Origin of the sequence: Hydrogenophaga electricum (genome assembly GCF_030160815.1) — a bacterium.
GTDB classification, from domain to species: Bacteria; Pseudomonadota; Gammaproteobacteria; order Burkholderiales; family Burkholderiaceae_C; genus Hydrogenophaga; species Hydrogenophaga electricum.
In genome coordinates, this window is sequence record NZ_BSPB01000033.1 from 19,255 (window position 1) to 41,816 (window position 22,562).

At 68.9% G+C, this 22,562-nt stretch carries 22 protein-coding genes; 18 read left to right on the forward strand and 4 right to left on the reverse strand.

All coding sequences use genetic code 11. The features are described from left to right. Positions 1-105: 105 nt before the first annotated feature. Entirely contained in the window at positions 106-993 is an 888-nt protein-coding gene (locus QQK43_RS16380; RefSeq protein ID WP_234265286.1) for a porin, read from the reverse strand. A 282-nt stretch (positions 994-1,275) separates the two neighbouring features. Here QQK43_RS16380 and coq7 point away from each other — a divergent pair, with 282 nt between their 5' ends. Continuing rightward, entirely contained in the window at positions 1,276-1,944 is a 669-nt protein-coding gene (coq7, locus tag QQK43_RS16385) for a 2-polyprenyl-3-methyl-6-methoxy-1,4-benzoquinone monooxygenase (protein WP_284308593.1), read from the forward strand. 25 nt (positions 1,945-1,969) lie between these two features. On the opposite strand, the gene QQK43_RS16390 is transcribed toward coq7, so the two are convergent. Then, positions 1,970-2,419: an OsmC family protein gene (locus tag QQK43_RS16390; RefSeq protein WP_234265287.1), complete on the reverse strand. Its 450-nt coding sequence runs from the start codon at positions 2,417-2,419 to the stop codon at positions 1,970-1,972. Between the two features lie 232 nt (positions 2,420-2,651). Between QQK43_RS16390 and ilvA the strand changes: the two genes are divergently transcribed. Continuing rightward, positions 2,652-4,232: a threonine ammonia-lyase, biosynthetic gene (ilvA, locus tag QQK43_RS16395; protein ID WP_284308594.1), complete on the forward strand. Its 1,581-nt coding sequence runs from the start codon at positions 2,652-2,654 to the stop codon at positions 4,230-4,232. A gap of 14 nt (positions 4,233-4,246) precedes the next feature. After that, the gene (locus QQK43_RS16400) at positions 4,247-5,338 is read left to right on the forward strand and encodes a nicotinate-nucleotide--dimethylbenzimidazole phosphoribosyltransferase (protein WP_284308595.1); all 1,092 of its coding nucleotides are present in this window, start codon (positions 4,247-4,249) and stop codon (positions 5,336-5,338) included. A gap of 9 nt (positions 5,339-5,347) precedes the next feature. Here QQK43_RS16400 and QQK43_RS16405 read toward each other — a convergent pair whose 3' ends face one another. Beyond that, positions 5,348-5,845, reverse strand: coding sequence for a general secretion pathway protein C (locus QQK43_RS16405; protein ID WP_284308596.1), 498 nt, complete (start codon positions 5,843-5,845; stop codon positions 5,348-5,350). Between the two features lie 85 nt (positions 5,846-5,930). Between QQK43_RS16405 and gspG the strand changes: the two genes are divergently transcribed. From gspG to QQK43_RS16465, 12 genes are all read left to right on the forward strand, one after another. Continuing rightward, complete coding sequence (gspG, locus tag QQK43_RS16410; protein ID WP_284308597.1) at positions 5,931-6,398, forward strand: type II secretion system major pseudopilin GspG; 468 nt, start codon at positions 5,931-5,933, stop codon at positions 6,396-6,398. Positions 6,399-6,601: 203 nt separating this feature from the next. Then, complete coding sequence (locus tag QQK43_RS16415) at positions 6,602-7,072, forward strand: prepilin-type N-terminal cleavage/methylation domain-containing protein (protein WP_284308599.1); 471 nt, start codon at positions 6,602-6,604, stop codon at positions 7,070-7,072. Between the two features lie 44 nt (positions 7,073-7,116). After that, a complete protein-coding gene (locus QQK43_RS16420; protein WP_370465299.1) occupies positions 7,117-7,449 on the forward strand; it encodes a type II secretion system protein GspI in 333 nt (110 codons plus the stop codon). Beyond that, positions 7,449-8,186, forward strand: coding sequence for a PulJ/GspJ family protein (locus tag QQK43_RS16425; RefSeq protein ID WP_284308601.1), 738 nt, complete (start codon positions 7,449-7,451; stop codon positions 8,184-8,186). The genes QQK43_RS16420 and QQK43_RS16425 overlap by 1 nt, the downstream gene beginning before the upstream one ends. Next, the gene (gene gspK, locus QQK43_RS16430) at positions 8,183-9,190 is read left to right on the forward strand and encodes a type II secretion system minor pseudopilin GspK (protein WP_284308602.1); all 1,008 of its coding nucleotides are present in this window, start codon (positions 8,183-8,185) and stop codon (positions 9,188-9,190) included. Before QQK43_RS16425 ends, gspK begins: the two co-directional genes overlap by 4 nt. Positions 9,191-9,267: 77 nt before the next feature. After that, positions 9,268-10,476, forward strand: a complete 1,209-nt coding sequence (gene gspL / locus QQK43_RS16435; RefSeq protein ID WP_284308603.1) for a type II secretion system protein GspL — start codon at positions 9,268-9,270, stop codon at positions 10,474-10,476. Beyond that, positions 10,473-10,964, forward strand: a complete 492-nt coding sequence (locus QQK43_RS16440) for a type II secretion system protein M (RefSeq protein ID WP_284308604.1) — start codon at positions 10,473-10,475, stop codon at positions 10,962-10,964. Before gspL ends, QQK43_RS16440 begins: the two co-directional genes overlap by 4 nt. Next, a complete protein-coding gene (gene gspN / locus QQK43_RS16445) occupies positions 10,961-11,758 on the forward strand; it encodes a type II secretion system protein N (RefSeq protein WP_284308605.1) in 798 nt (265 codons plus the stop codon). The genes QQK43_RS16440 and gspN overlap by 4 nt, the downstream gene beginning before the upstream one ends. A gap of 37 nt (positions 11,759-11,795) precedes the next feature. Then, entirely contained in the window at positions 11,796-13,943 is a 2,148-nt protein-coding gene (gspD, locus tag QQK43_RS16450; RefSeq protein WP_284308606.1) for a type II secretion system secretin GspD, read from the forward strand. Further along, positions 13,940-15,355: a GspE/PulE family protein gene (locus QQK43_RS16455; RefSeq protein WP_234265298.1), complete on the forward strand. Its 1,416-nt coding sequence runs from the start codon at positions 13,940-13,942 to the stop codon at positions 15,353-15,355. The genes gspD and QQK43_RS16455 overlap by 4 nt, the downstream gene beginning before the upstream one ends. Positions 15,356-15,369: 14 nt before the next feature. After that, the gene (gene gspF / locus QQK43_RS16460) at positions 15,370-16,590 is read left to right on the forward strand and encodes a type II secretion system inner membrane protein GspF (protein WP_284308608.1); all 1,221 of its coding nucleotides are present in this window, start codon (positions 15,370-15,372) and stop codon (positions 16,588-16,590) included. Between the two features lie 70 nt (positions 16,591-16,660). Continuing rightward, entirely contained in the window at positions 16,661-17,554 is an 894-nt protein-coding gene (locus QQK43_RS16465) for a 5'-nucleotidase (protein ID WP_234265300.1), read from the forward strand. A 13-nt stretch (positions 17,555-17,567) separates the two neighbouring features. Here QQK43_RS16465 and QQK43_RS16470 read toward each other — a convergent pair whose 3' ends face one another. Further along, on the reverse strand, positions 17,568-18,467 hold the full coding sequence (locus tag QQK43_RS16470; RefSeq protein ID WP_284308609.1) for a LysR family transcriptional regulator: 900 nt from the start codon (positions 18,465-18,467) through the stop codon (positions 17,568-17,570). 115 nt (positions 18,468-18,582) lie between these two features. Here QQK43_RS16470 and QQK43_RS16475 point away from each other — a divergent pair, with 115 nt between their 5' ends. The 3 genes from QQK43_RS16475 to QQK43_RS16485 all read left to right on the forward strand — a co-directional run. Further along, positions 18,583-19,623, forward strand: a complete 1,041-nt coding sequence (locus tag QQK43_RS16475) for an ABC transporter substrate-binding protein (protein WP_284308610.1) — start codon at positions 18,583-18,585, stop codon at positions 19,621-19,623. A 9-nt stretch (positions 19,624-19,632) separates the two neighbouring features. Beyond that, a complete protein-coding gene (locus QQK43_RS16480) occupies positions 19,633-20,691 on the forward strand; it encodes an aromatic ring-hydroxylating dioxygenase subunit alpha (RefSeq protein ID WP_284308611.1) in 1,059 nt (352 codons plus the stop codon). 112 nt (positions 20,692-20,803) lie between these two features. Further along, a partial coding sequence (locus QQK43_RS16485) for an ABC transporter ATP-binding protein/permease (protein ID WP_284308612.1) occupies positions 20,804-22,562 on the forward strand: 1,759 nt, incomplete at its 3' end.

The following is a 22,562-nucleotide window of genomic DNA, read 5'->3' on the forward strand; positions in this document are numbered from 1 at the left end:
CTGCCCCATCCCGCTCTTGCGAACATGGCGCACAAAAAAACCCCGCAGCCTGGGCTGCGGGGTTTGAGCCGACTTCACAAGCCAGGTCATACCTGGCCTGGAGAATCAGAAGTTGTGGTCCAGACCAATGGCCAGCAGGCTCTTCTTGGGAGCATCGCTGTTGTTGCTCACGTGGAAGTAAGCAGCGGTGCGCTTGGACAGGGCATAGCGCGAACCGACTTCGATCGTGTCTTGATCGTTGTCGTTGTTCTTGGCGAACTGGATGTAGGGCGAGAAGGCACCGAAGGTGGAACCCAGGTGGATCCAGGCACCCTTGCCGGTGTTGTCGCCAGCCTTGTCCACATAGCCAGCAGCCACCATGAAGGAACCGAAGTCGTAGCTACCGTTCAGAGCCACGTTGTTGCCATCGGTGTTCTTGGTCTTGCTGGTGTACAGAGCAGCCTTGACCGGGCCATTGCCGTAGGTGACGGCGAATTCGGTCAGCGCGTTTTCAGCGTTACCCTTCAGTTGCGTGGCGATGTGAGCCTGCACGCCACCGAAGTTCGGGGAGATGTAGCGGATCTGTGCATCGGTACGCGAGCCCACGCCATTGAAACCCAGGCCCGAACGAATCTGAGCGCTGGTGTAGGTGGAAGGCATGTAACCGATGGAGGTGTTGAAGCCCACGGTGTACTGGCGACCCAGGCGCAGTTCACCGAAGCCGCCGCTCAGGCCAGCCCATGCCGAACGCTGGAACATGACAGCATCGGATTCACCGGTAGCGGGATTCAGGCCGGATTCGAAGACGAAGTTGGCCTTCAGACCACCACCCAGGTCTTCGGTGCCGCGCAGACCGAAACGGCTGTCCGAACCGTCAGCACCGCCACGCATCGTGGTGCTGGTGCCAGATTCCTTGCGCAGACCCACGTTGGCCTTGCCGTACAGGGTCACGGTGGACTGGGCGATGGCAGCGGTAGAAGCCAGGGCAGCCAGGGCGATCAGGGTTTTTTTCATTGAGGAAATCTCCAAGGTTAAGAAAGGGCCAAGATCTGTGGTCCGGACCAACCTCCGTTGTGGGAAGTTCTGTGCATTGCACCAGAACATTCACCACCATGCAAAGAATTCGAGAAAGCGATTCCCTCGCCTGTAGCGATCCAACAACAAAAGCAACCAGAACTCCGTAAGCGCTTGAAAAGACTAGGGTTTTCACCAATCTGACGATAGATATTTATTAGGGTTATTACTTAATATCAAGGTAATAACTTCATTCCTTTTTCATCCATGAACAATTCGCCCATGACCATCGAAGTCCCCCCTCGGCAATCAATTTCCGATGCACTGTGCACCGCAGCGGATCAGGCCTTGCGCACCTTGTTTGTGCAACCCAGAAGCACGGAGCCCTCCCCGGCCACCGCCGAAGAGCATCGCCAGTCACTGAGCCCTGAAGACCGCCACCTCTCCGGTGCGCTGATGCGCGTCAATCATGTGGGAGAGGTCTGCGCACAAGCGCTTTACACCGCGCAAGCCCTCGCGGCACGTACCGGCCGGCACCCCAATGAGGCCTTGGCCCGGCAACTGGAAGCCGCAGGACGGGAAGAAACCGAACACCTGGCCTGGACCGCGCAACGGTTGGACGACCTCGACGACCACCCCTCGCGGCTGAACCCGCTCTGGTACGCAGGGGCTTTCGGCATAGGCTGGCTGGCTGGACGCGTGGGGCCGGGCGTCAGCCTGGGTTTCGTGGTGGAAACCGAACGCCAGGTCGAAGCACACCTGGCCGGTCATATGGACCGGTTGCCCATCAACGACCATGCCTCACGGGCCGTGGTTGCCCAGATGGCGCGTGACGAAGCCCGTCACGCCCGCGAAGCTGAGCACGCAGGGGCAAAGCCCCTTCCGGCCCCGATCAAGGGCGCCATGCGGTTCGCGGCGCGGATCATGACCAGCGTGGCGCACCGGATCTGACATCCGGCCTCGGCCCTGGCCCGGCTCAGGCTTCGACCAGATCGAAACTGGTGGTGATTTCGGCTGTCTTGCCCAGCATGATGCTGGCCGAGCAGTATTTTTCGTGGCTCATCGCAATGGCCCGCTCCACCGCTGACGCCGGCACCCCCCGTCCGGTGACGGTGAAGTGCATGTGAATCTTGGTGAACACCTTGGGCTCCACCTCGGCCCGCTCGCTGGTGAGCTTGACGCTGCAACCCTTCACATCGTGACGCCCCCGCTTGAGGATCAGCACCACGTCGTAGGCCGTACAGCCGCCCGTGCCAGCCAGCACCGTCTCCATCGGACGGGGGGCCAGGTTGGCCCCTCCGTTTTCGGGGCGCGCGGCGTCGGGCGCCCCGTCCATCGCGAGCACATGGCCGCTGCCGGTTTCGGCCACAAAGCCCATGTGGGAACGGGTTCCGGCCGCGCCGGTCCAGGTGACGGTGCACTCCATGCGGTTCAAAGATGTGAAAAAAGACGCGCTTGCGCCGGTTTTGACCGGTCAACTACGGAAAGCGTAGCGTTTGGCCCACGAAAGATGTTGCATCGCAGCATGAAGCCGCTACAATCGCGTCATTGTATTGAAAGGTTGTCTCCTCTACCCTCCACGGGTGGATTCAAACCCGGACCCGCGTCAAGCGGTCCGGGTTTTTTTTGGCCGATATCATTGGCTCAAGGAAACCGTCATGCCTTCGCGCCGAAAAAACCCGCCCCCCGCCCCTGCCCTGACCCCTGCCGACTACCTCAAGAAGATCCTGACTGCGCGCGTGTACGACGTGGCCACCGAATCCTCGCTGGAGCCGGCGCGCACCCTCAGCCGCCGCCTGCACAACACGGTGTTGCTCAAGCGTGAAGACCAGCAGCCAGTCTTCAGCTTCAAGCTTCGTGGCGCTTACAACAAGATGGCCCACCTCACTCCCGAGCAGTTGCGCCGGGGGGTGATCTGCGCTTCGGCCGGCAACCATGCCCAGGGTGTGGCGCTGGGAGCCACCAAACTGGGCTCACGGGCCGTGGTCGTCATGCCCACCACCACGCCCCAGCTCAAGATCGACGCCGTCAAATCCCTGGGCGGGCAAGTCGTGCTGCACGGAGAGAGCTACTCCGACGCTTACGCCCATGCGGCCGCGCTGCAGAAAAAGGAAGGGCTGACGTTTGTCCACCCGTTCGATGACCCCGACGTGATCGCGGGCCAGGGCACGATCGCGATGGAAATCCTGCGTCAGGTGCAAAGCCTCGGCTCCGATCTGGACGCGGTGTTCGTGGCCATCGGCGGCGGCGGCCTGATCTCGGGAGTGGCCAACTACATCAAGGCCGTGCGTCCGGAAGTCAAGGTCATCGGTGTGCAGATGAACGACTCCGACGCCATGGCGCAGTCGGTGCAGGCGGGTGAACGGGTCACCCTGCCCGACGTGGGCCTGTTCTCCGATGGCACGGCGGTCAAGCTGGTGGGCGAAGAAACCTTCCGCGTCGCGCGCGACCTGGTCGACGACTACCTGATCGTCGACACCGACGCCGTGTGCGCGGCGATCAAGGACATCTTCGTGGACACGCGCTCCATCGTCGAACCCGCCGGCGCGCTGGCCGTGGCGGCCATCAAACAATACGTGGCCCGGCACAAGACCAAGGGCCAGACCTACGCCGCCATTCTGTGCGGCGCCAACATGAACTTCGACCGCCTGCGCTTCGTGGCCGAGCGGGCCGAAGTGGGCGAGGAGCGCGAAGCCCTGTTCGCGGTGACCATCCCCGAGGAACGCGGCAGCTTCAAGCGCTTCCTGGAAGTCATTGCGGACCTGCCTGGTGGTCCGCGCAACGTGACCGAGTTCAACTACCGCATCAACGACGCCCAATTGGCCCATGTGTTCATCGGCCTGACCACGCACGGCAAGGGGGAGTCGGCCAAGATCGCGGCCAACTTCAACCGGCACGGCTTCCAGGCGCTTGACCTCACGCACGACGACCTGGCCAAGGAACACATCCGGCACATGGTGGGGGGGCATTCGCCGCTGGCACAGGACGAGCGCCTGCTGCGCTTCATCTTCCCGGAACGGCCCGGTGCCCTGCTGAAGTTCCTGAGCCTGATGCGGCCGACCTGGAACATCAGCCTGTTCCATTACCGCAACCAGGGCGCCGACTACGGACGCATCCTGGTGGGCCTGCAGGTACCGCCCAAGGACGACAAGGCTTTCACCCGTTTTCTCGGCACGCTCGGTTACCCTCACGTGGAGGAAACCCACAACCCGGTCTACCGCCTGTTTCTCAAGGCCTGAAGCCGTTTAGCCCCATGGCCGAGCCTGTCCTGCCCAACGCCTTGCCTGTGGCACCACCGCCTGGTGCGCCCGCGGCACTGCAGTTGCCGGACATCGTGGCGGCCAAACCGGGCGACACGCTGGCCCCGCAGGCCGACGACACGGATTCGCCGGCCTGGCCGCCCCATTCGCTGGGTCGGCTGGAAACGCTGGCACTTCGCCTGGCGGCCATCGGTGGCCACACCGAAGAATCCTCCCCGGCCTCGCCCCAGATCGTGGTGTTTGCGGCCGACCACGGCATCGTGGACGAAGGCATCGGCCCCGCCACGCCGAGCAACTCGCTCGAACGTGTGCAGGCCTTGCTGTCCGGATCGGCACCGGTCTGCGCTCTGGCGAAGTCCCAGGGGTTTGGCCTGAGCGTCGTCGATGCGGGTCTGGCGTCGAACATCTCGCTGGACACCGCACCGCGCCCGCATCCGCTGCTGCGCCGAAAGATCGGTTTTGGGACCCGCAACATGGTGCTCGGCCCGGCCATGTCGGTTGCGCAGACCGTCTCGGCCCTTCATGCCGGCATGGACGTGGTGCGCCATCTGCCCGGCCGCGTGCTGGTACTGGGACACGAAGGGGTGGCGGGCGAAGCTTGCGCCATCCTGCTGCTGTCGCGCCTGTGTGGCGTACCGCTGGCCGATGCGTGCGGCCTGGAACCCGACGAAGACGACGTCCGGCACCGGCTGCGTCTCGAACGCCTGTTTGCGGTGGCCGCGCGCCACCGCAAAGCCATTACCCCCTTCGATGCACTCGCCGCCATGGGCGGGTTCGAAATCGCCATGCTGGCGGGCGCAATGCTGCAGGCCGCATCGGAACGGCGGGTGGTGCTGGTCGACGGCTTTGTGGCCGACGCCGCCGCCCTCGTGGCCCGGGGCCTGGTCCCCGCCGTCGCCGACTATTTGTTCCACGCGCACCGCAGCGCGCACCCAGGGCACCGGCTGCTGCTGATTCATCTGCAATCCCAGCCTCTGCTCGATCTGGAACTGCGCACGGGACAAGGCGTGGGCGCCCTGCTCGCCTGGCCCCAACTGCAAGCGGCTGCCGGATTGCTCCCGGCGTCACCGGCCAGCGAGGCCTGAACCCACCCGTCAGGGCTGTTGCTCGGGCAGCGCCAGTTCGACCGACGTGGCGCCTTGCACGGAAACGCCCAGACGTGCACCCCGACGATCCACGGACTGCAGCACCAGGCCGTCGGTCACCACCGAACCCACGACAAACGGCCGCGCTGGCTGGCCCTCCACCGCAATGAGTGCCGCGCCCTGGGCACCCTGCCGGGCCACCACCCCATGCAAACGAAAACGCGCGCCGGGCGTGGCGGAGACCGCTTGCACGCCAGCAGAGCCCCCACCCAACGCGCGGGCGACAGCGGCCACGTCGGAAGGCGGCTGCAAGCGTGCCACGGGCGCCGGCAACCCGGGTTCAGTGCCCGAACCCCAGATTTGCAGACCCCAATACCCTGCGCTCAATGCCGCCGCCAGCCAGAGCGACGCAGCGGACAAGGCCGGCCAGGGATGCCGCACACCGGCCTCGTCCGGACCGTGACCGGGGGTTCGTTGGCGGGGCAATGTCCGGGCCATGGGCTGCATGCGCGCATTATGATCGACCCGACCTCGGCCACGCCTCCTGGCGCCATGCCTTCTGGTGGCCCCAACGCTGTCTTCCCCTGTGCTTATGACCGTCCCTGCCCCTCTTCGCCCCGTCTCCCGGTCGCCCCGGGGTTTGCTGCAAGGCCTTCAACGCGGTTTCACCCTGATCGAACTGATGGTGGTGCTGGTCATCATCGGCGTGCTGGCGGCCCTGATCGTGCCCAACGTGCTGGACCGCGCCGACGACGCGCGGGTGACCGCAGCGCGCACCGACGTCAACAACATCGTGCAGGCGCTCAAGCTCTACCGGCTGGACAACCAGCGTTACCCCACGGGCGAACAAGGGCTGGCGGCTCTGGTCAACCGGCCCACGACCCAGCCGGCGCCCGCCAACTGGCGCCGCTACCTCGACAAGTTGCCGGCCGACCCCTGGGGCAACCCTTACCAGTACATCAACCCGGGTGTGCACGGCGATGTGGACGTGCTGTCGCTGGGGGCCGATGGCCAGCCTGGCGGTGAAGGGGTGAACGCGGACATCGGCAGTTGGCAGTGAACCGGGCCCCCTCGCTCCACCGCTGCGCGGGTCGCTGCCCCCCGAGGGGGTGCGAATCCCGCTGGGGGCGGCCCGGCGCGGGGTTCCAGGCCCCACACTCCGCCGCTGCACGGGTCGCGCACGCGAAGCGCCTGTCATTCCCGCGCACGCGGGAATCCAGGCACGGTCTTGCCGCCTGCTGACGTTCTGAGAGCACGGGGGCCATGCGCGATCGGACACGGGGTTTCACGCTGCTGGAACTGCTGGTGGTGGTGGCCATCGCGGCCTTGTTGAGCACCGGGGTCGTGCTCGCCATGCGCGACAGCGATGCCGATCTGCTGGAGCGCGAAGGGCTGCGGCTGTCGGCACTGCTGGAATCGGGCCGCGCGCAGGCCCGGGCGGCCGGGATTCCTGTGCGCTGGCAGGCCGATGACACCGGTTTTGCCCTGCAGGGGTTGCCATCGCAAGCGGCAGACGACCGCGACACCGCCACCCGCAACGCCCCGCACTGGGCCTGGCTGGCCGAAGGCACGCAGGCCCGCATAACCCTGCCCTCAGGTGCCACCACCCTGGTGCTCGGGCCGGAGCCCCTGATTCCCGCCCAGGCGGTGGTGCTCGAACGCGGCAACCACCGCCTGCGCCTGCACACCGACGGCCTCGGCCCGTTCGCCGTCGACCCCGAGGCCGCGCCGTGAGCCTTGCCGGGCGGCGGCCCCGGGGGTTCACCCTCATCGAAGTCATGGTGGCGCTGGCGGTTGTGGCGATCGCGCTGCTCGCGGGCATCCAGGCCTCCAATGCCCTGGTGCGCACGGCCGAGCGGCAGGACGTGCAGTGGCTGGCCCAGGTCTGTGCCGAAAACGAGCTGGCCCGCCTGCGCCTGTCCCGCCAGTTGCCCGACACCGGCGAAACCGAAAGCACCTGCGACCAATTGGGGCGCGCTTTCCGCGTGCGGCTGCGGGTACAACCCACCCCCAACCCCAACTTCCGTCGGGTCGACGCCGACGTCGAAACGCTCGACGAGGCCGACACCGTGCGCCTGCTCACCCTGTCCACCGTCACAGGACGCTTCTGATGAAGCAGCCCGTGCGCGGATTCACCCTGATCGAGCTGCTGGTGGCGGTGGCCGCCATGGCCGTGCTCACGCTCATGAGCTGGCGCGCCATCGACGGCATGGTGCGCACCCGCTCGCTCACCGAAGACCGCGGCGAGGCCCTGTCCCGGATACAGGCCACGCTGGGCCAGTGGAAAGCCGATCTCGACGCCCTGGTCGACACCGAGGAACTCACGCCGCTGTCGTTCGACGGCCGCCTGCTGCGCCTGACCCGCCGCGACGCGGCCGACCAGCCGCTGCACAGCCAGGGCGTGCGGGTGGTCGCCTGGGTGCTGGGGCCACCCGAAGCCGACGGCACACCCCGCTGGATGCGCTGGCAGTCGGCCCCGCTGCGCCAACGCGACGAACTGGCCCGGGCCTGGCAGGCCGCCCAGACCTGGTCCGACAGCGGCGCCCTGCCGACCTCGGACGAAGTGCCCCCGGACAGCCCCACCACCGACGGGCCGACCGCCAGCGCGGGCAGCGCTTCCGCTTTGGCCACCCTGCCCGCCACGACCTGGCAGATCTATTACCACCGCGGGCAGAGTTGGGGCAACCCGCTGTCGGCCGAAGGCAGTTCGACGGGCGACGCCACCAGCGCCAGCGATGTGCGCTGGCCCGACGGCGTGCGCCTGGTGCTGGCGCTGCCGGGGGGCCAGGGCTTTGCCGGCACGCTGACCAGCGACTGGGTCCGCCCCACGCTCAAGGCCGGCTCATGAGCGCCTCGCCCCTCAGCCCGGTTTCGCGTCACCGCCACCAGCGCGGCGCCGCCCTGTTGCTGGCCATGCTGGTCGTGACCCTGGTGGCCTCGCTGTCGGCGGCCTCGCTGTGGCACCAATGGAAAGCCGTGGAGCTGGAAAGCGCCGAGCGCCAGCGCCTGCAGGCCAGCCTGCTGCTCACCGGCGCGCTCGACTGGGCCCGCCTGATCCTGCGCGAAGACGCCCGCGGCAACCGCAACAGCGGCAATGCCGACCACCTGGGCGAACCCTGGGCGACGCCCCTGGCCGAAGCCCGGCTGTCCAGTTTCCTGGCCGCCGACCGCAACGACACCGGTGACGACCTGCTGCCCGCCTTTCTCTCGGGCGACATCCAGGACCTGCAGTCGCGCCTGAACTTCCGCAACCTGGTCCGCTCCACGGGCCGCGGCGCCCAGGCGCAGGCCAGCCTGTCCGAACCCGATCTGGCCGCTTTCCAGCGGCTCTACGAAACCCTCGGCCTGCCCGAAGAGGAACTTCAGGCGGCCGCGCGCCGCCTGCTCACCTCGACCCGCAAAGCCCTGAACGATCCGGAGCCCTCGGCCTCACCGCTGATTCCGCAGCGCTTCGCCCAGCTCGAATGGCTGGGCATCAGCCCCCGCAGCCTGCAGCGCCTGGCGCCGCACGTGACGGTGCTGCCCCAGGTCACGACACTGAATCTCAACACCGCCTCGCCGGAAGCACTGGCCGCCAGCGTGCCCGGGCTCGATCTGGCCAGCGCCCAGGTGCTGGCCGTGGTGCGCGCCAACGTGCCCTTCACCAGCCTGGAAACGGTCAAGGCTCGGCTCGGTGCCACGGCAGCGGCGCAGATCACGGCCGACCGCCACAGCGTGCGGACCAGCCATTTTGAAATCCGGGTCCGGCTGCGCCTGGACGCGCTGCGGGTGGAAGAACGAGCCACCGTCGTGCGCAACGGCCTGGACGTGCGGGTGCTCTGGCGCGACCGGGTGCCCTGGCCAGGCAGTTGACGCCCGATCTGGGCCACCCCGCTCACTAGAATGCGCCCAACACCGCCGCCCGACGCCCTCTCGCTCCGCCTGCCCCTGTGCTGATCCTGACCCCCTCCCTTTCGCAGCCCCCACTGGCTCCCGGTGTCCCGGAGGCCTGGGACTGGGTGACGAGCACCGACGGGCGAGAACCTCTGCGCCATGGCAGCGGCCCCCTGGCTTCGGTACCCGACGATCCGGACGTGGTGCTCTGCCTGCCGCCGCGCCGCGTGGCCTGGCACCGCGTGGTGTGGCCCAAGGTTCCGGCGGGCAAATGGCGTGCCGCCCTCGAAGGCTTGCTGGAGGAGCGCCTGCTCGACGATGTGGCCGACACCCACCTGGCCCTGCCGGCCGAACGGCGGCCAGGCCAGCCCCTGTGGGTGGCTGCCTGCCACGCGCCCTGGCTGCGCAGTTGCCTCCAGGTCCTGGAAGCCGCCAACCGGCCCGCAGGCCGCATCGTCCCGCTGATGGCTCCAGGAGCCGGGCCGGAAGGCGTGGAACACTGGGTGCATCTGGAACACGGCCAGCCCTGGGTCGGCACCCGCAGCGCCGACGGTGTCCTTCTTCTGCCGCTGCATGGCACCGAACCCGGCGCACACCCCCGGGAAACGGCCGATGTCTGGCTGGCCGAACCCGCCGCCGCGCCGGCCGCCGAGCAGCGGCTGGGACATGCCGTGGCCCTGCGCACCCTGGCCCAGCAGCAGTTGCAGGCCACACAGTCCGACTGGAACCTCGCCCAGATGGGCTTCAGCCTGAGCAAAGGTGCCCGGCAGCAACAACGGCTGCGGGCCGCCTGGCGCGCCTGGCGCTCGCACCCGGCCTGGCGGCCGGCCCGCTGGGGATTGGCTGCCTTGCTGGTGATCCATATCGCGGGCCTGAACGCCCTCGCCTGGCAGGAACGCCAGCGCCAGCGAGACCAGCAACAACAACTGGACGCGGCGGTGCGTGAAGCGGCCCCGGGCGTGACCCTGGTGATCGACGGTCCCGCGCAGTTGCGGCGCGAAGTGCAACGCCTGCAACGGGCCGGAGGCCTACTGGGTGAGGGCGATCTCGAAACCCTGCTCAACGCCATCGACCCCGGCGAAGCCGCCCAACTGCCGGTGCCCCGGTCGATCGAGTTCGCCAACGGCCGCACCACACTCACTGAATGGAACGGTGACGCCGCCGCCCTCGAAGCCCGCCGCGCGGCCCTGGCCGCCCAAGGCTGGCAGACCCGGCTCGATGGCCCGGCGCTGGTCCTGCAACCCGATACGCCTGCCACCCCATGAGCGCGCCGCCCCTGTCCGCCCGCTGGCAACAGCTTTCGCCGCGCGAACGCGCGGCCGTGGTCCTGGCCGCCGCCCTGGTGGCAGGCGCGCTGGTCTGGTGGTGGCTGCTGGCGCCCGCCCTGAGCGTGCTGCGCCAGGCCGATGAACGCCAGGCTCGCTGGACCGCGCAATGGGACCAGGTTCAGGCCCTGGCCGCGCAGGCGCGCGCCTTGCGCGCCGACGGCACGCCACCACCGCCGCGCGAAGCCAGTGTCCGCGCGCTGGAGCAGGCCACCCAGGCCCTGGGCCCGACCGCCCGCCTGAGCCTGCAGGGCGATCAGGCCACCGTGCAGTTGAACGGCACCGCCCCCGATGCACTGGCGCAGTGGCTGGCGCAAGTGCGCATCAACGCCCGTGTCGTGCCCACCCAGGCGCGCCTGCAACGCACCCCGACAGGCTGGACGGGCCAGGTGCAACTGGCCGGCCCCGGCCTGGAGGCGGCACCGTGACGCTGTCCCGACGGCCGGTACAGGCCGCGTGGATCGGCGGCCTGTGCGGTCTGCTGCTGGCCCTGCTGCTGTTCGCACCGGCGCGCTGGCTGGCCCAGGCCGTGGCGCAGGGCACGGGCGAACGGGTCCTGCTGCTGCAGCCGCGAGGCACCGTCTGGAACGGCAGTGCCCGGCTGGTGCTGGATGCAGGCCTGCAAAGCCAGGACCGCACCACCCTGCCCGGCACGCTGCGCTGGCGCTGGCAATGGGGCTGGCCCGACGGCCGCCCGGCCATCGGGCTGCAGCTCGACGCCGACTGCTGCACCCGTGCCCCGCTCGCGCTGTGGCTGTCGGCCGGCTGGAAGGGCCTGCGCTGGCACACCGGCCCCATCGACACCACCTGGCCGGCCCCCTTGCTGACCGGGCTGGGCACCCCCTGGAACACGCTGCAGCTCGACGGCCAGTTGCGGCTGCAGGCCGACGGCCTCAGCCTGCAGCGCACGGCCGGTGGCCTGCGCCCCCAGGGCCGGCTGACGCTGGACGCGCTCGGCATGGCCTCGCGCGTGTCGACCGTGCGCCCGCTGGGCAGCTACCGCCTGGTGTTCGACGCCGCAGGCGACCGCGCCGACATCGGCCTGCAGCTGCAGACGCTGGAAGGCAGCCTGCTGCTGCAAGGCCAGGGCCAGTGGCGCGGCCAGCGCCTGCGGTTCGTCGGCGATGCGCGCGCTGCGGCCGGCAAAGAGGCCGCCCTGGCCAACCTGCTCAACATCATCGGGCGCCGCCAGGGCGAGCGCTCCATCCTGTCTTTCGGCTGAGCGCCGGAGCGGAACTGCATTGAATTAGGATGACCGCATGAACCGTTTTCGCGAACCCGCCGGCCGCATCTTGGCCTGGGCCGCCGCCACCGGCGCCGCCAGCCTGATCGCGCTGGCCGTGGCACCCGCCGCGCTGGCCCAGGGCCGCGCGAGCGAGCCCGTGGTGCTCAATTTCGTCGACGCCGAGATCGAGGCCGTGGCCCGCACCATGGCCACCATCACCGGCCGCAACGTGGTGGTGGACCCGCGCGTCAAGGGCACGGTGAGCCTGTCGACCGACCGGCCCGTGCCGCCCGCCACCGCACTGAACCAGTTCGCCGCGGCGCTGCGCCTGCAGGGCTTTTCGCTGGTGGACACCGCCGGCCTGTACAAGATCGTGCCGGAGGCCGACGCCAAGCTGCTGGGCAACCCCGTCAACGCCGGTCCCGTGCAGGCGCTCGGCGCGGGCAACCAGATCGTCACGCAGATCTTCCGGCTCAACCACGAATCGGCCAACAACCTGGTGCCCGTGCTGCGTCCGCTGATCGGGCCCAACAACACCATCAACGTCAACCCGGGCAACAACTCGCTGGTCATCACCGACTACGCCGACAACCTGCAGCGCATCGGGCGCATCGTCGCCGCGCTCGATGTCTCCGGCGCCAGCGACGTCGACGTGATCGTGCTGCAGCACGCGGTGGCGGCCGATCTCGCGCCCCTCGTCAACCGGCTGATCGACAGCGGCGGCACGACCGGCTCCGCTGCGGGCGCCCAGGCGGTGGCCGACACCACGTTCAAGACCACCATCGTGGCCGACCCGCGCAGCAACAGCCTGCTGCTGCGCGCGGCCAACCCGGCGCGGCTGGCGCTGGTGCGCTCCATCGTCGCCAAGCTGGACCAGCCCGGCGGCGAAGGCACGCCGGCCGGCAACATCCATGTGGTCTACCTGCGCAATGCCGACGCCGTGTCGCTGGCGGCCACGCTGCGCGCCGCCCTGAGCGCGGCCAGCACCACCACCACCACCACCGCCAGCACGCCCGCCACCACGACGACGGCGACGACCAGCACCACCGCCCGCAACACGGGCACGAGCCAGACTTCGTCGGGCACCAGCAGCGCCGCCACCACGCCGGTGGCCCAGAGCGCGTCGCCGTCGACCGGCGGCCAGATCCAGGCCGACCCGGCGACCAACGCGCTCATCATCACCGCGCCCGACCCCCAGTACCGCCAGCTGCGCGCGGTGATCGACCAGCTCGATGTGCGGCGCGCGCAGGTCTACGTGGAAAGTCTGATCGCCGAAGTCAACGCCGACAAGGCGGCCGAGTTCGGCATCCAGTGGCAAGGCCCGCTGGGCAATGTGGGCAACAACGTGGTCGGCCTGCTGGGCACCAATTTCGGCAGCGGCGGCAACAACATCCTCACCAACACCCTGGCGGTGGCCCAGGAAGACGCGAGCAGCCTGACCGCGCCAGGCACCGGTCTGAACCTCGCGCTGGCCCAGCGCCGCAACGGCGTGTACGTGCTGGGCTTGCTGGCGCGCTTCCTGCAGCAGAACGGCGACGGCAACATCCTCTCCACGCCCAACCTGCTGACGCTGGACAACGAAGAAGCCAAGATCGTGATCGGCCAGAACGTGCCGTTCGTGACCGGGCAGTACACCAACACCGGCAGCAGCGACGGTTCGGTCAACCCGTTCCAGACCATCGAGCGCAAGGACGTCGGCCTGACCCTGCGCGTCAAACCGCAGATCAGCGAAAACGGCACCATCAAGATGACCCTCTACCAGGAGGTCAGCAGCGTGCAGGCATCGTCGGTCAGCTCCACCACCGGGCTGATCACCAACAAACGCACCATCGAATCGACCGTGCTGGTCGACGACGGTGGCATCGTGGTGCTCGGCGGCCTGCTGCAGGACGAGTACGCCGGCAGCCAGGAAAAGGTGCCCGGCCTGGGCGACGTGCCGCTGCTGGGCAACCTGTTCCGCAGCGAAACCCGCAGCCGCAAGAAGACCAACCTGATGGTGTTCCTGCGCCCGGTGGTGCTGCGCGATGCCCGCGCCACGAACAGCTTCTCGCTCGACCGCTACGAGCTCATGCGCGCCACCCAGCAATCGGCCCAGCCCGCACCCAGCGGTGCCCTCAAGGTCAACGAAGCGCCCGTCATGCCGTCCAACGCCCCGGCGGCGCCCGCGCCCGCCGCGCCATGAAGCACCCGCTGCCCTACGCGTTCGCGCGCGAGCACCAGTGGCTGCTGGAAGCGCGCCCCGACGGCCTGACGCTGATCGGCCCGGACGCGGTGGCCGACGAGCCCGAGCTGCGCACGCGCCGGCTCTCGGCGCTGTCGGAAATCCTGCGCCGCCACGACGTGCAGGGCTTCGAATGGCAGCCCCCTGACGCGGTGGCGCAGCGCATCAGCGCGGCCTACGCGCAGGGCGAGTCGAGCGCCGCCATGGTGGTCAGCGAGGTGCAGAGCGACGCCGACCTCAGCCGCATCCTGCAGGATCTGCCCGCCATCGAAGACCTGCTGGAAACCGCCGACGACGCGCCCATCATCCGCATGCTCAACGCCCTGCTGACGCAGGCCGCACGCGATGGCGCCAGCGACATCCACATCGAACCCTACGAACGCCATTCCAGCGTGCGCTTCCGTGTCGACGGCACGCTGCGCGAAGTGGTGCAACCCAACCGCGCGCTGCACGCGGCGCTGATCTCGCGCCTGAAGATCATGGCCGAGCTGGACATCGCCGAAAAACGCCTGCCGCAGGATGGCCGCATCAGCCTGCGGCTGGGCACCCGGGCCATCGACGTGCGTGTCTCCACCCTGCCCGGCGCCCACGGCGAACGCGCCGTGCTGCGCCTGCTCGACAAGAGCGAGAGCCGCCTCACGCTGGAGGCCGTGGGCATGCAGGGCACGGTGCTGGAACGCTTCGAGCAGCTCGTGGCGCAGCCACACGGCATCATCCTCGTGACCGGCCCGACCGGTTCGGGCAAGACCACCACGCTCTACGCGGCCCTGCAGCGGCTGGACGCGAGCACCACCAACATCATGACGGTGGAGGACCCGATCGAGTACGAGCTGCCCGGGATCGGCCAGACCCAGGTCAACGCCAAGATCGACCTCACCTTCGCCGCCGCGCTGCGCGCCATCCTGCGCCAGGACCCGGACGTGATCATGATCGGCGAAATCCGCGATTTCGAAACCGCGCAGATCGCCATCCAGGCCTCGCTCACGGGCCACCTGGTGCTGGCCACGCTGCACACCAACGACGCCGCCAGCGCCGTCACCCGGCTGGCCGACATGGGGGTCGAACCCTTCCTGCTCAGTTCCTCGCTGCTGGGGGTGCTGGCCCAGCGCCTGGTGCGCAAGTGGTGCCCGCAGTGCCAGGGCACCGGCTGCGACCACTGCGGCCGCAGCGGTTATGCCGGCCGCACCGGCGTGTTCGAGCTGCTGGTGGCCAACGACGAACTGCGTGGCCTGATCCACCAGGGCGCCAGCGACGCGGTGCTGCGCGAATGCGGGTTGCGCCACGGCATGCAGCTCATGCGCGAAGACGGCCAGCGCCTGGTGGCCACCGGCGTCACCAGCCCCGAAGAAGTGTTGCGCGTCACGCGCGACTGACCCCCGACACGCGCATGCCCGCCTACGCCTACGAAGCCCTCGACGCCAAGGGGGCGACCCAGAAAGGGGTGATCGATGCCGACACCCCGCGCGCCGCGCGCAGCCTGCTGCGCGACCGGGCGCTGGTGCCGCTGTCGGTGGAGCCGGCCGCAGCCGGGCGGACCGGCAGCGGGCTCAACCTGGTGCTGTGGCAGGCGCGTGTGTTCAACGCCACCGGCCTGGCCGTGTGGACCCGCCAGCTGGCCGGGCTGGTCTCGGCCGGCCTGCCGCTGGAGCGCGCCCTGGCCGCCCTGACCGACGAGGCCGAGGGCGAACCCCAGCAACGCCTGGTGGCCTCGCTGCGCGCCGAGGTCAATGCCGGCGCGCCCTTTGCGCGCGCACTCGGCCAGCACCCCCGGGAATTCGGCGAGACCTACACCGCGGTCATCGCGGCCGGCGAGCAAAGCGGCCAGCTGGCCACCGTGCTGGAGCGGCTGGCCGACGATCTGGAAGCCAGCCAGGCGCTGCGCAACCAGTTGCTGGCCGCCTCGCTGTACCCGGCCATCGTGTCGCTGGTGGCGGTGGTCATCGTGGTGTTTCTGGTCACCTACGTGGTGCCCCAGGTCGCGGGCGTGTTCGCGGGCAGCCAGCGCGCGCTGCCGTTGCTGACGGTGGTGATGCTGCAGCTCAGCGCCTTCGTGCGCCACTGGGGCTGGCTGCTGCTGCTGATCGCCGCCCTGGCCGCTGCAGCCCTGTGGCTGGCGCGACGGCGCGAAGGGCCGCGCCAGCGGCTGGACGCTGCCTGGCTGCGCCTGCCCCTGGTCGGTCGCCTGGCACGTGGCTACAACGCCGCGCGCTTCGCCGGCACGCTGGCCATGCTCGCAGGCGCGGGCGTGCCCATCCTGCGCGCGCTGCAGACGGCCGCCGAAACCCTGGGCAACCGCGCCATGCGGGCCGACGCGCTCGACGCCCTGACCCTGGTGCGCGAAGGCGCCCCACTGGCCACCGCCCTGGCCAGCAAACCCCGTTTTCCCTCGCTGCTGCCCATGTTCGCGCGGCTCGGCGAACAGACCGGCCAGTTGCCCGCCATGCTGCAGCGGGCGGCACAGCAGCTCGGCGCCGAAGTGCAGCGCCGCGCGCTGCACCTGGCCACCGTGCTGGAGCCGCTGCTGATCGTCGGCATGGGCCTGGTGGTGATGCTCATCGTGCTGGCGGTGCTGATGCCGATCATCCAGCTCAACCAATTGGTGAAATGAGCCCCTACCCGACGCCACACCACCACCACGGCGTCCCCCGAAACGACACCGCTATCGGAGAACTCTGAACATGGCTGCAACCCTGGATGGGAAATTGGTGGTCGCGATCTCCTCTCGCGCCTTGTTCGACTTCGAGGAAGAGAACCGGGAATTCGAAAAAGGCGATGACCGCGCCTATATGCGCCTGCAGCTCGACCGGCTGGAGCAGCCCGCGCCACCCGGCGTCGCGTTCTCGCTGGTGAAGAAGCTGCTGGCGTTCAACGATGCCGAGGCGCAGCGCGTGGAAGTGGTGATCCTCTCGCGCAACGACCCCGTGTCCGGTATGCGCGTATTCCGGTCAGCGCAAGCCACCGAACTCAAACTGGAGCGAGGCGTATTCACCAAGGGGAGAGAGCCCTACAAATACCTGCGCCCCCTCAAGGCCAATCTGTTTCTTTCGGCAAACCCCAACGACGTTCGCGCGGCGCTCAACGAAGGCTTTGCGGCAGCAACCGTCCATACCCGGTCGGTCAGAGCCAGCCCCAACTACCCCAACGAAGTGCGTATCGCTTTTGATGGTGACGCGGTGCTTTTTTCCGACGAGGCGGAGCGGGTCTACCAGGCCGAAGGGCTGTCTGCCTTTCAGCAACACGAGTCAAGCAAGGCGGCCTTGCCCCTGCAAGCGGGCCCATTCAAACCTGTTCTCGAGGCCCTGCACCGGCTGCAATCTGAGGGCATGCGCATCCGCACCGCCCTGGTCACCGCGCGCAGCGCACCGGCCCACGAACGCGCGATCCGCACGCTGATGGACTGGAACATCGAGGTCGACGAAGCCATGTTCCTCGGCGGACTTCACAAGGGTGAATTCCTGCGCGAGTTCGAGCCCGATTTTTTCTTCGACGACCAGACCGGCCACATCGAGCACGCCGCACAGCACGTGCCGGCCGGCCATGTCGCCAGCGGCGTCGCCAACGACCAGCGCTGATCCCGGCCGACGTTCAGCCGGCCGCCGCGGGCTTGCGGCCCATCACCAGATCGCGGAACACCGCCGCCTGCGGGGACAGCGCCCGGTCGGGCTGGCGCAGCAGCAGCAGGGTGCGCGAGATCGCCGGGCGCCCCACCGGGCGTGTCACGAGCTGGCGCCACTGGGTCAGCGGCCGCAAGGCGACCGTCACCACCGCCACGCCCAGCCCGGCCTGGGCCAGGCCGACCATGGTCCAGGGCAGCGACACTTCGTGCGCGTAATCGAGCCGGATGCCCGCTGCCGCCAGCCGCGCGTCCAGGTGCTGACGCACCGGATTCTCCGGCAGCGGACCGATCACCGGGAAGGCGGCCACGTGCCGCCATTCGACCGCACGGCGCGTGGCCAGCGGATGCGTCGCCGGCACGGCAGCCACGTACTGGTCGGCATAGAAGGGTGTCGCAGACAGATCGGAACGCACCGCCGTCTCGGTGGCGATGCCCAGGTCGGCGCTGCCGTTGCGCACCAGTTCGTGCACCTGCTGCTCGGGCACGTCGCGCAGGCTGAGCTTCACGCCCGGATGGCGTTCGCTGAATTCGCGCACCAGCGGCGGCAGCAGGAAGGCGCACTGGGCCGACGGGGCCGCCACCGTCAGTTGCCCACGCCCCATGCCCTGGAAATCCCGCGCGCCGGCCACCAGGCGCTCCCAGTCGTTGACCAGGCGGTGGGCGTCGGGCAACAGGGCCAGGCCCGCCGGTGTCAGGCGGCACTGGCGCGTGTGGCGGTCAAAAAGCCGCGTACCCAGCATGGCCTCCAGCCGGCTGATGGCGCTGCTGAGCACCGACTGCGACAGGTTGAGCCGTTCGGCCGCGCGGGTGAAATGCCCCATCTCGGCCACCACGGTGAACACGCGCAGTTCGCGCAGGTAGTCTTTCATGGGCGGGTTTGATTGATCGGTTTTTCAGATCAATTTATACGATTTTTCCCATTTTCAAGGTGTTCGTCCTTGCGTACCGTGCGGACTTCGCTTTCACCCCTCACCAGTTACCCCCATGCCCCTACCCGCCTCCCTGAACCGCCGCCATCTGCTCACCCTGGCCAGCGCCGCCACCTTGCCGGCCCTGGCGCCAGCGCTGCACGCCCGCCCGGCCACGCGCCTGCGCTTCACCCTGGACTGGCGCATCGACGGCCCGGGCGCGATCGTGCTGTTGACGCAGGCGCGTGGGTACTTTGCCGACGAAGGCCTGGACGTGGTCATCGACGCGGGCAACGGTTCGGCCGCTTCGGTGCAGCGGCTGGCGGCGGACACGCACGACATCGGCTTTGCCGACATGGGCTCGCTGGTCGAATTCCGCGGCACGCACCCGGACGCACCCGCCATCGATGCCGTCTACATGCTCATGGACCGCGCGCCGGCCACCGTGTTCGCGCTCAAGTCGTCCGGCATCCGCCGGCCGGCCGATCTGGCAGGCCGCAAACTGGGCGCGCCGGTGTTCGATGCCGGTCGCAAGACCTGGCCCCTGTTCGCCCAGGCCAACGGTCTGGCGCCGGACGCCGTCACCTGGGTGAACGTCGACCCCGCCTTGCGCGAGATGCTGCTGATAAAGGGCGACGTCGACGCCATCACCAGCTTCTACTACACCGGCCTGCTCACGCTGGAAGCCCGCGGCGTGCCGGCCGAAGACCTGGTCACCTTCCGCTACGCCGACCACGGCGTCAGCCTCTACGGCAACGCCGTGGTCACCCGGGCGGCCTTTGCCGCCGCCCAGCCCCAGGCCGTGGCGGGTTTTCTGCGCGCGCTCAACCGCGGCATCAAGGCCTGCGTGGCCGATCCGGCCGCGGGCATCCAGGCCATCCGCCAGCGCGATCCGCTGCTCAAGGCCGACGTGGAAGAGCGGCGCCTGCGTGCGTTCCTCGATCACTTCGTGGCCACGCCCGCCGTGCGCCAGGCGGGCCTGGGCGGCGCCGTGCCGGCACGGCTGGCGTCGGACGTGGCCCGCATCAGCACGGCCTTCGGCCTCCCCCACCCGGTCGACGCCTCGAAGCTGTTCAACCCGGCCTTTCTGCCGGCCCAGCGCGAGCGCCTGCTGTAAGGAGCCCCCATGTCTGGCGATTACCTCTTCAACGCCTGGTACGCGGCGGCCGCATGCACCGACGTCGCCCCCGGGCCGACCGCCCGCACCCTGCTGGAACAGCGTCTGGTGCTCTTCCGCACGGAAGCCGGCCAGGTGGCGGCGCTGCGCGATCGCTGCCCGCACCGCTTCGCACCGCTGTCGCAAGGCCCCGTGCACGGCGACACCCTGGCTTGCCCCTACCACGGCATGCGGTTTGGCGCCGATGGCCGCTGCACCCGCATTCCCGGCCAGGACCGCATCCCCGACGCCGCACGGGTCGATGCCTTCCCGGTGATCGAAGCCTATGGCCTGGTGTTCGTCTGGATGGGCGATCCGGCGCTGGCCGACCCGGCCGCCTTGACGGCCATTGCGCCCTACGGCCAGCCCGGCTGGGGCGTCTCGCGTGGCTACGACCTGTTCCAGGCCTGCTGGCAGAACATCGCCGACAACCTGATCGACCCGGCGCACACCAGCTTCGTGCACCAGCGCACCATCGGCAACGACGCCGGCGACGACGTGCGGGTCACCGCCACCGAAGAGGGCGACGTGATCCGCTGCGGCCGCTGGGTCGACAACGCGCCCCCCGTGCCGGTGGTGCGGCGCTACACGGGACTCCAGGGGCTGGTCGACCGCTGGCAGTTCTACCACTACCGCCTGCCCGGCACCACCTGGGTCGACTTCGGCGCCTTCGAAGCCGGCCGGCCCCACACGCCCGAAGAACAGGACCGCGCGCCCTACCGCGTGCTGTCCTACGCCTTCCTCACGCCCTGCACGCGCGACAGCACGCACTACTTCTCGCTGCAGTTGCGCAACTTTGCCGCCGACGACGAAGCGACCACGCGCGAATTCGAAGCGCTTTACAAGCTCACCTTCGACGAAGACAAAGTGCTGCTCGAAGCCATCCAGCGGGAGGAAAACGCCCACCCGGACCTCACGCCAATGCGCATCGCCTCCGACACCGGGGTGGTGCGGCTGCGGCGGCGCCTGGCCGAGTGCCTGGCGGCCGAACGGGCACACGCTGAAAGGCCCCACACCCACACGGGGTGAACCGCTGCCGGCGCCGCGCGGACCGGCTGCCGCAGCGCTACATTTCTGCCATGGACAGGCACGGGCCCCATCCCCCGGGGCCCGCCGCGCTGCCCGCCCCACGAGGACATCCATGGCACAGCCACCCCAACCGCGCAACCTGCGCGCCTTCGCCCGCCAGCTGGCGGCGCTTGCCCTGCCCTACTTCAACAGCGAAAACAAATGGAAAGCCCGCAGCATGCTGCTGGCCATCGTGCTGCTCAATCTGGGCGCGGTGTACATGCTGGTGCAGATCAATGAGTGGTACCGCGTCTTCTACGACGCGCTGCAGGAAAAGAACCAGACCGTCTTCTGGCAACAGATCGGGCGCTTCGGCTGGCTGGCGCTGATCTACATCGTGATCGCGGTCTACAAGTTCTACCTCACGCAAATCCTGCAACTGCGCTGGCGCGTGTGGATGACCGACCACTATCTGGGCCGCTGGTTGGCCCACAAGGCGTTCTACCGGCTGGAGCTGGCGCGCTACACCGAAGGCAGCGAACGCCTGCCCGACAACCCCGACCAGCGCATCCAGGAAGACCTGAACCTCTTCACCAGCTACACGGTGTCGCTGCTGATGGGCATCTTCAATGCACTGGTCACGCTGCTGAGCTTCGTCGGCATCCTGTGGATGCTCTCGGGCTCACTGACCGTGCCGCTGCCGGGCTTCCTGGGCGGCGGGCAGTGGGACATCGCGGGCTATATGGTCTGGGCCGCCGTGCTGTACTGCCTGGTGGGCAGCGCCATCACGCACTGGATCGGCAGGCCCCAGGTGCGGCTGAATTTCGAGCAGCAGATGCTGGAAGCCAACTTCCGCCACCACATGATCCGCGTGCGCGAGTACAGCGAAGCCATCGCCCTCGACGGTGGCGAACGCGTGGAACGCCAGCAGCTCGACCTGCGCTTCGCCGACGTGATGGGCAACTACCTGCGGTTGCTGAAGAACCAGAAAAGCCTGACCTGGTTCAACAGCTTCTTCGGCCAGGCCGCGATCATCTTCCCGCTGATCGTGGCCGCGCCGCGCTACTTCAGCGGCGCCATCCAGCTCGGCCAGCTCATGCAGATCAACTCCGCCTTCGGCCGCGTGCAGGATTCGCTGTCCTGGCTGGTCGACAACTACATGAGCCTGGCCGTCTGGAAAGCCACCACCGACCGCCTCACCGGGTTCGAGGACAGCCTGGCCCAGCAGGACCGCGCCACCAGCGCCGTGGCGCGCAGCGCACCAACGGGGGCCGCCGCCATCGCGGCGCAGGACCTGAGCATCGGCCTGCCCGGCGGACGCCACCTGCTCGACCACGCCACGCTGCAGGTGGCCCCGGGCGACACGGTGCTGGTGCACGGCCCGTCGGGCAGCGGCAAGTCGAGCCTGTTCCGCACCCTGGCCGGCATCTGGCCGCACGCGCAGGGCCAGGTGCAGATGCCCGCCGACACCATGTTCATTCCCCAGCAACCATACTTCCCCGACGGCCGCCTGCGCGACGCCCTGGCTTACCCGGAATCCGCCGACCGCTACACCGACGAGGCGCTGAAGCAGGCGCTGGACGAGGCCCTGCTGCCGCAACTGGCCGACCAGCTCGACCGCCGCGACGCCTGGGGCCAGAAGCTCTCGGGCGGCGAACGCCAACGCCTGGCGCTGGCGCGTGTGCTGCTCAAGCGCCCGGCCTGGGTGCTCGCCGACGAGGCCACCAGCGCCCTGGACGAAGCGGCCGAGGCCACGCTGTACCAGCGGCTGGTGGCGGCCGTGCGGCGGGCGGGCGGTGGCATCGTGTCCATCGCGCACCGCAGCACGCTGGCCGAGCACCACCGCGTGCGCTGGGCGCTGCGCCCGGAAGCGCCGGAGGCCGCCGCCGCTT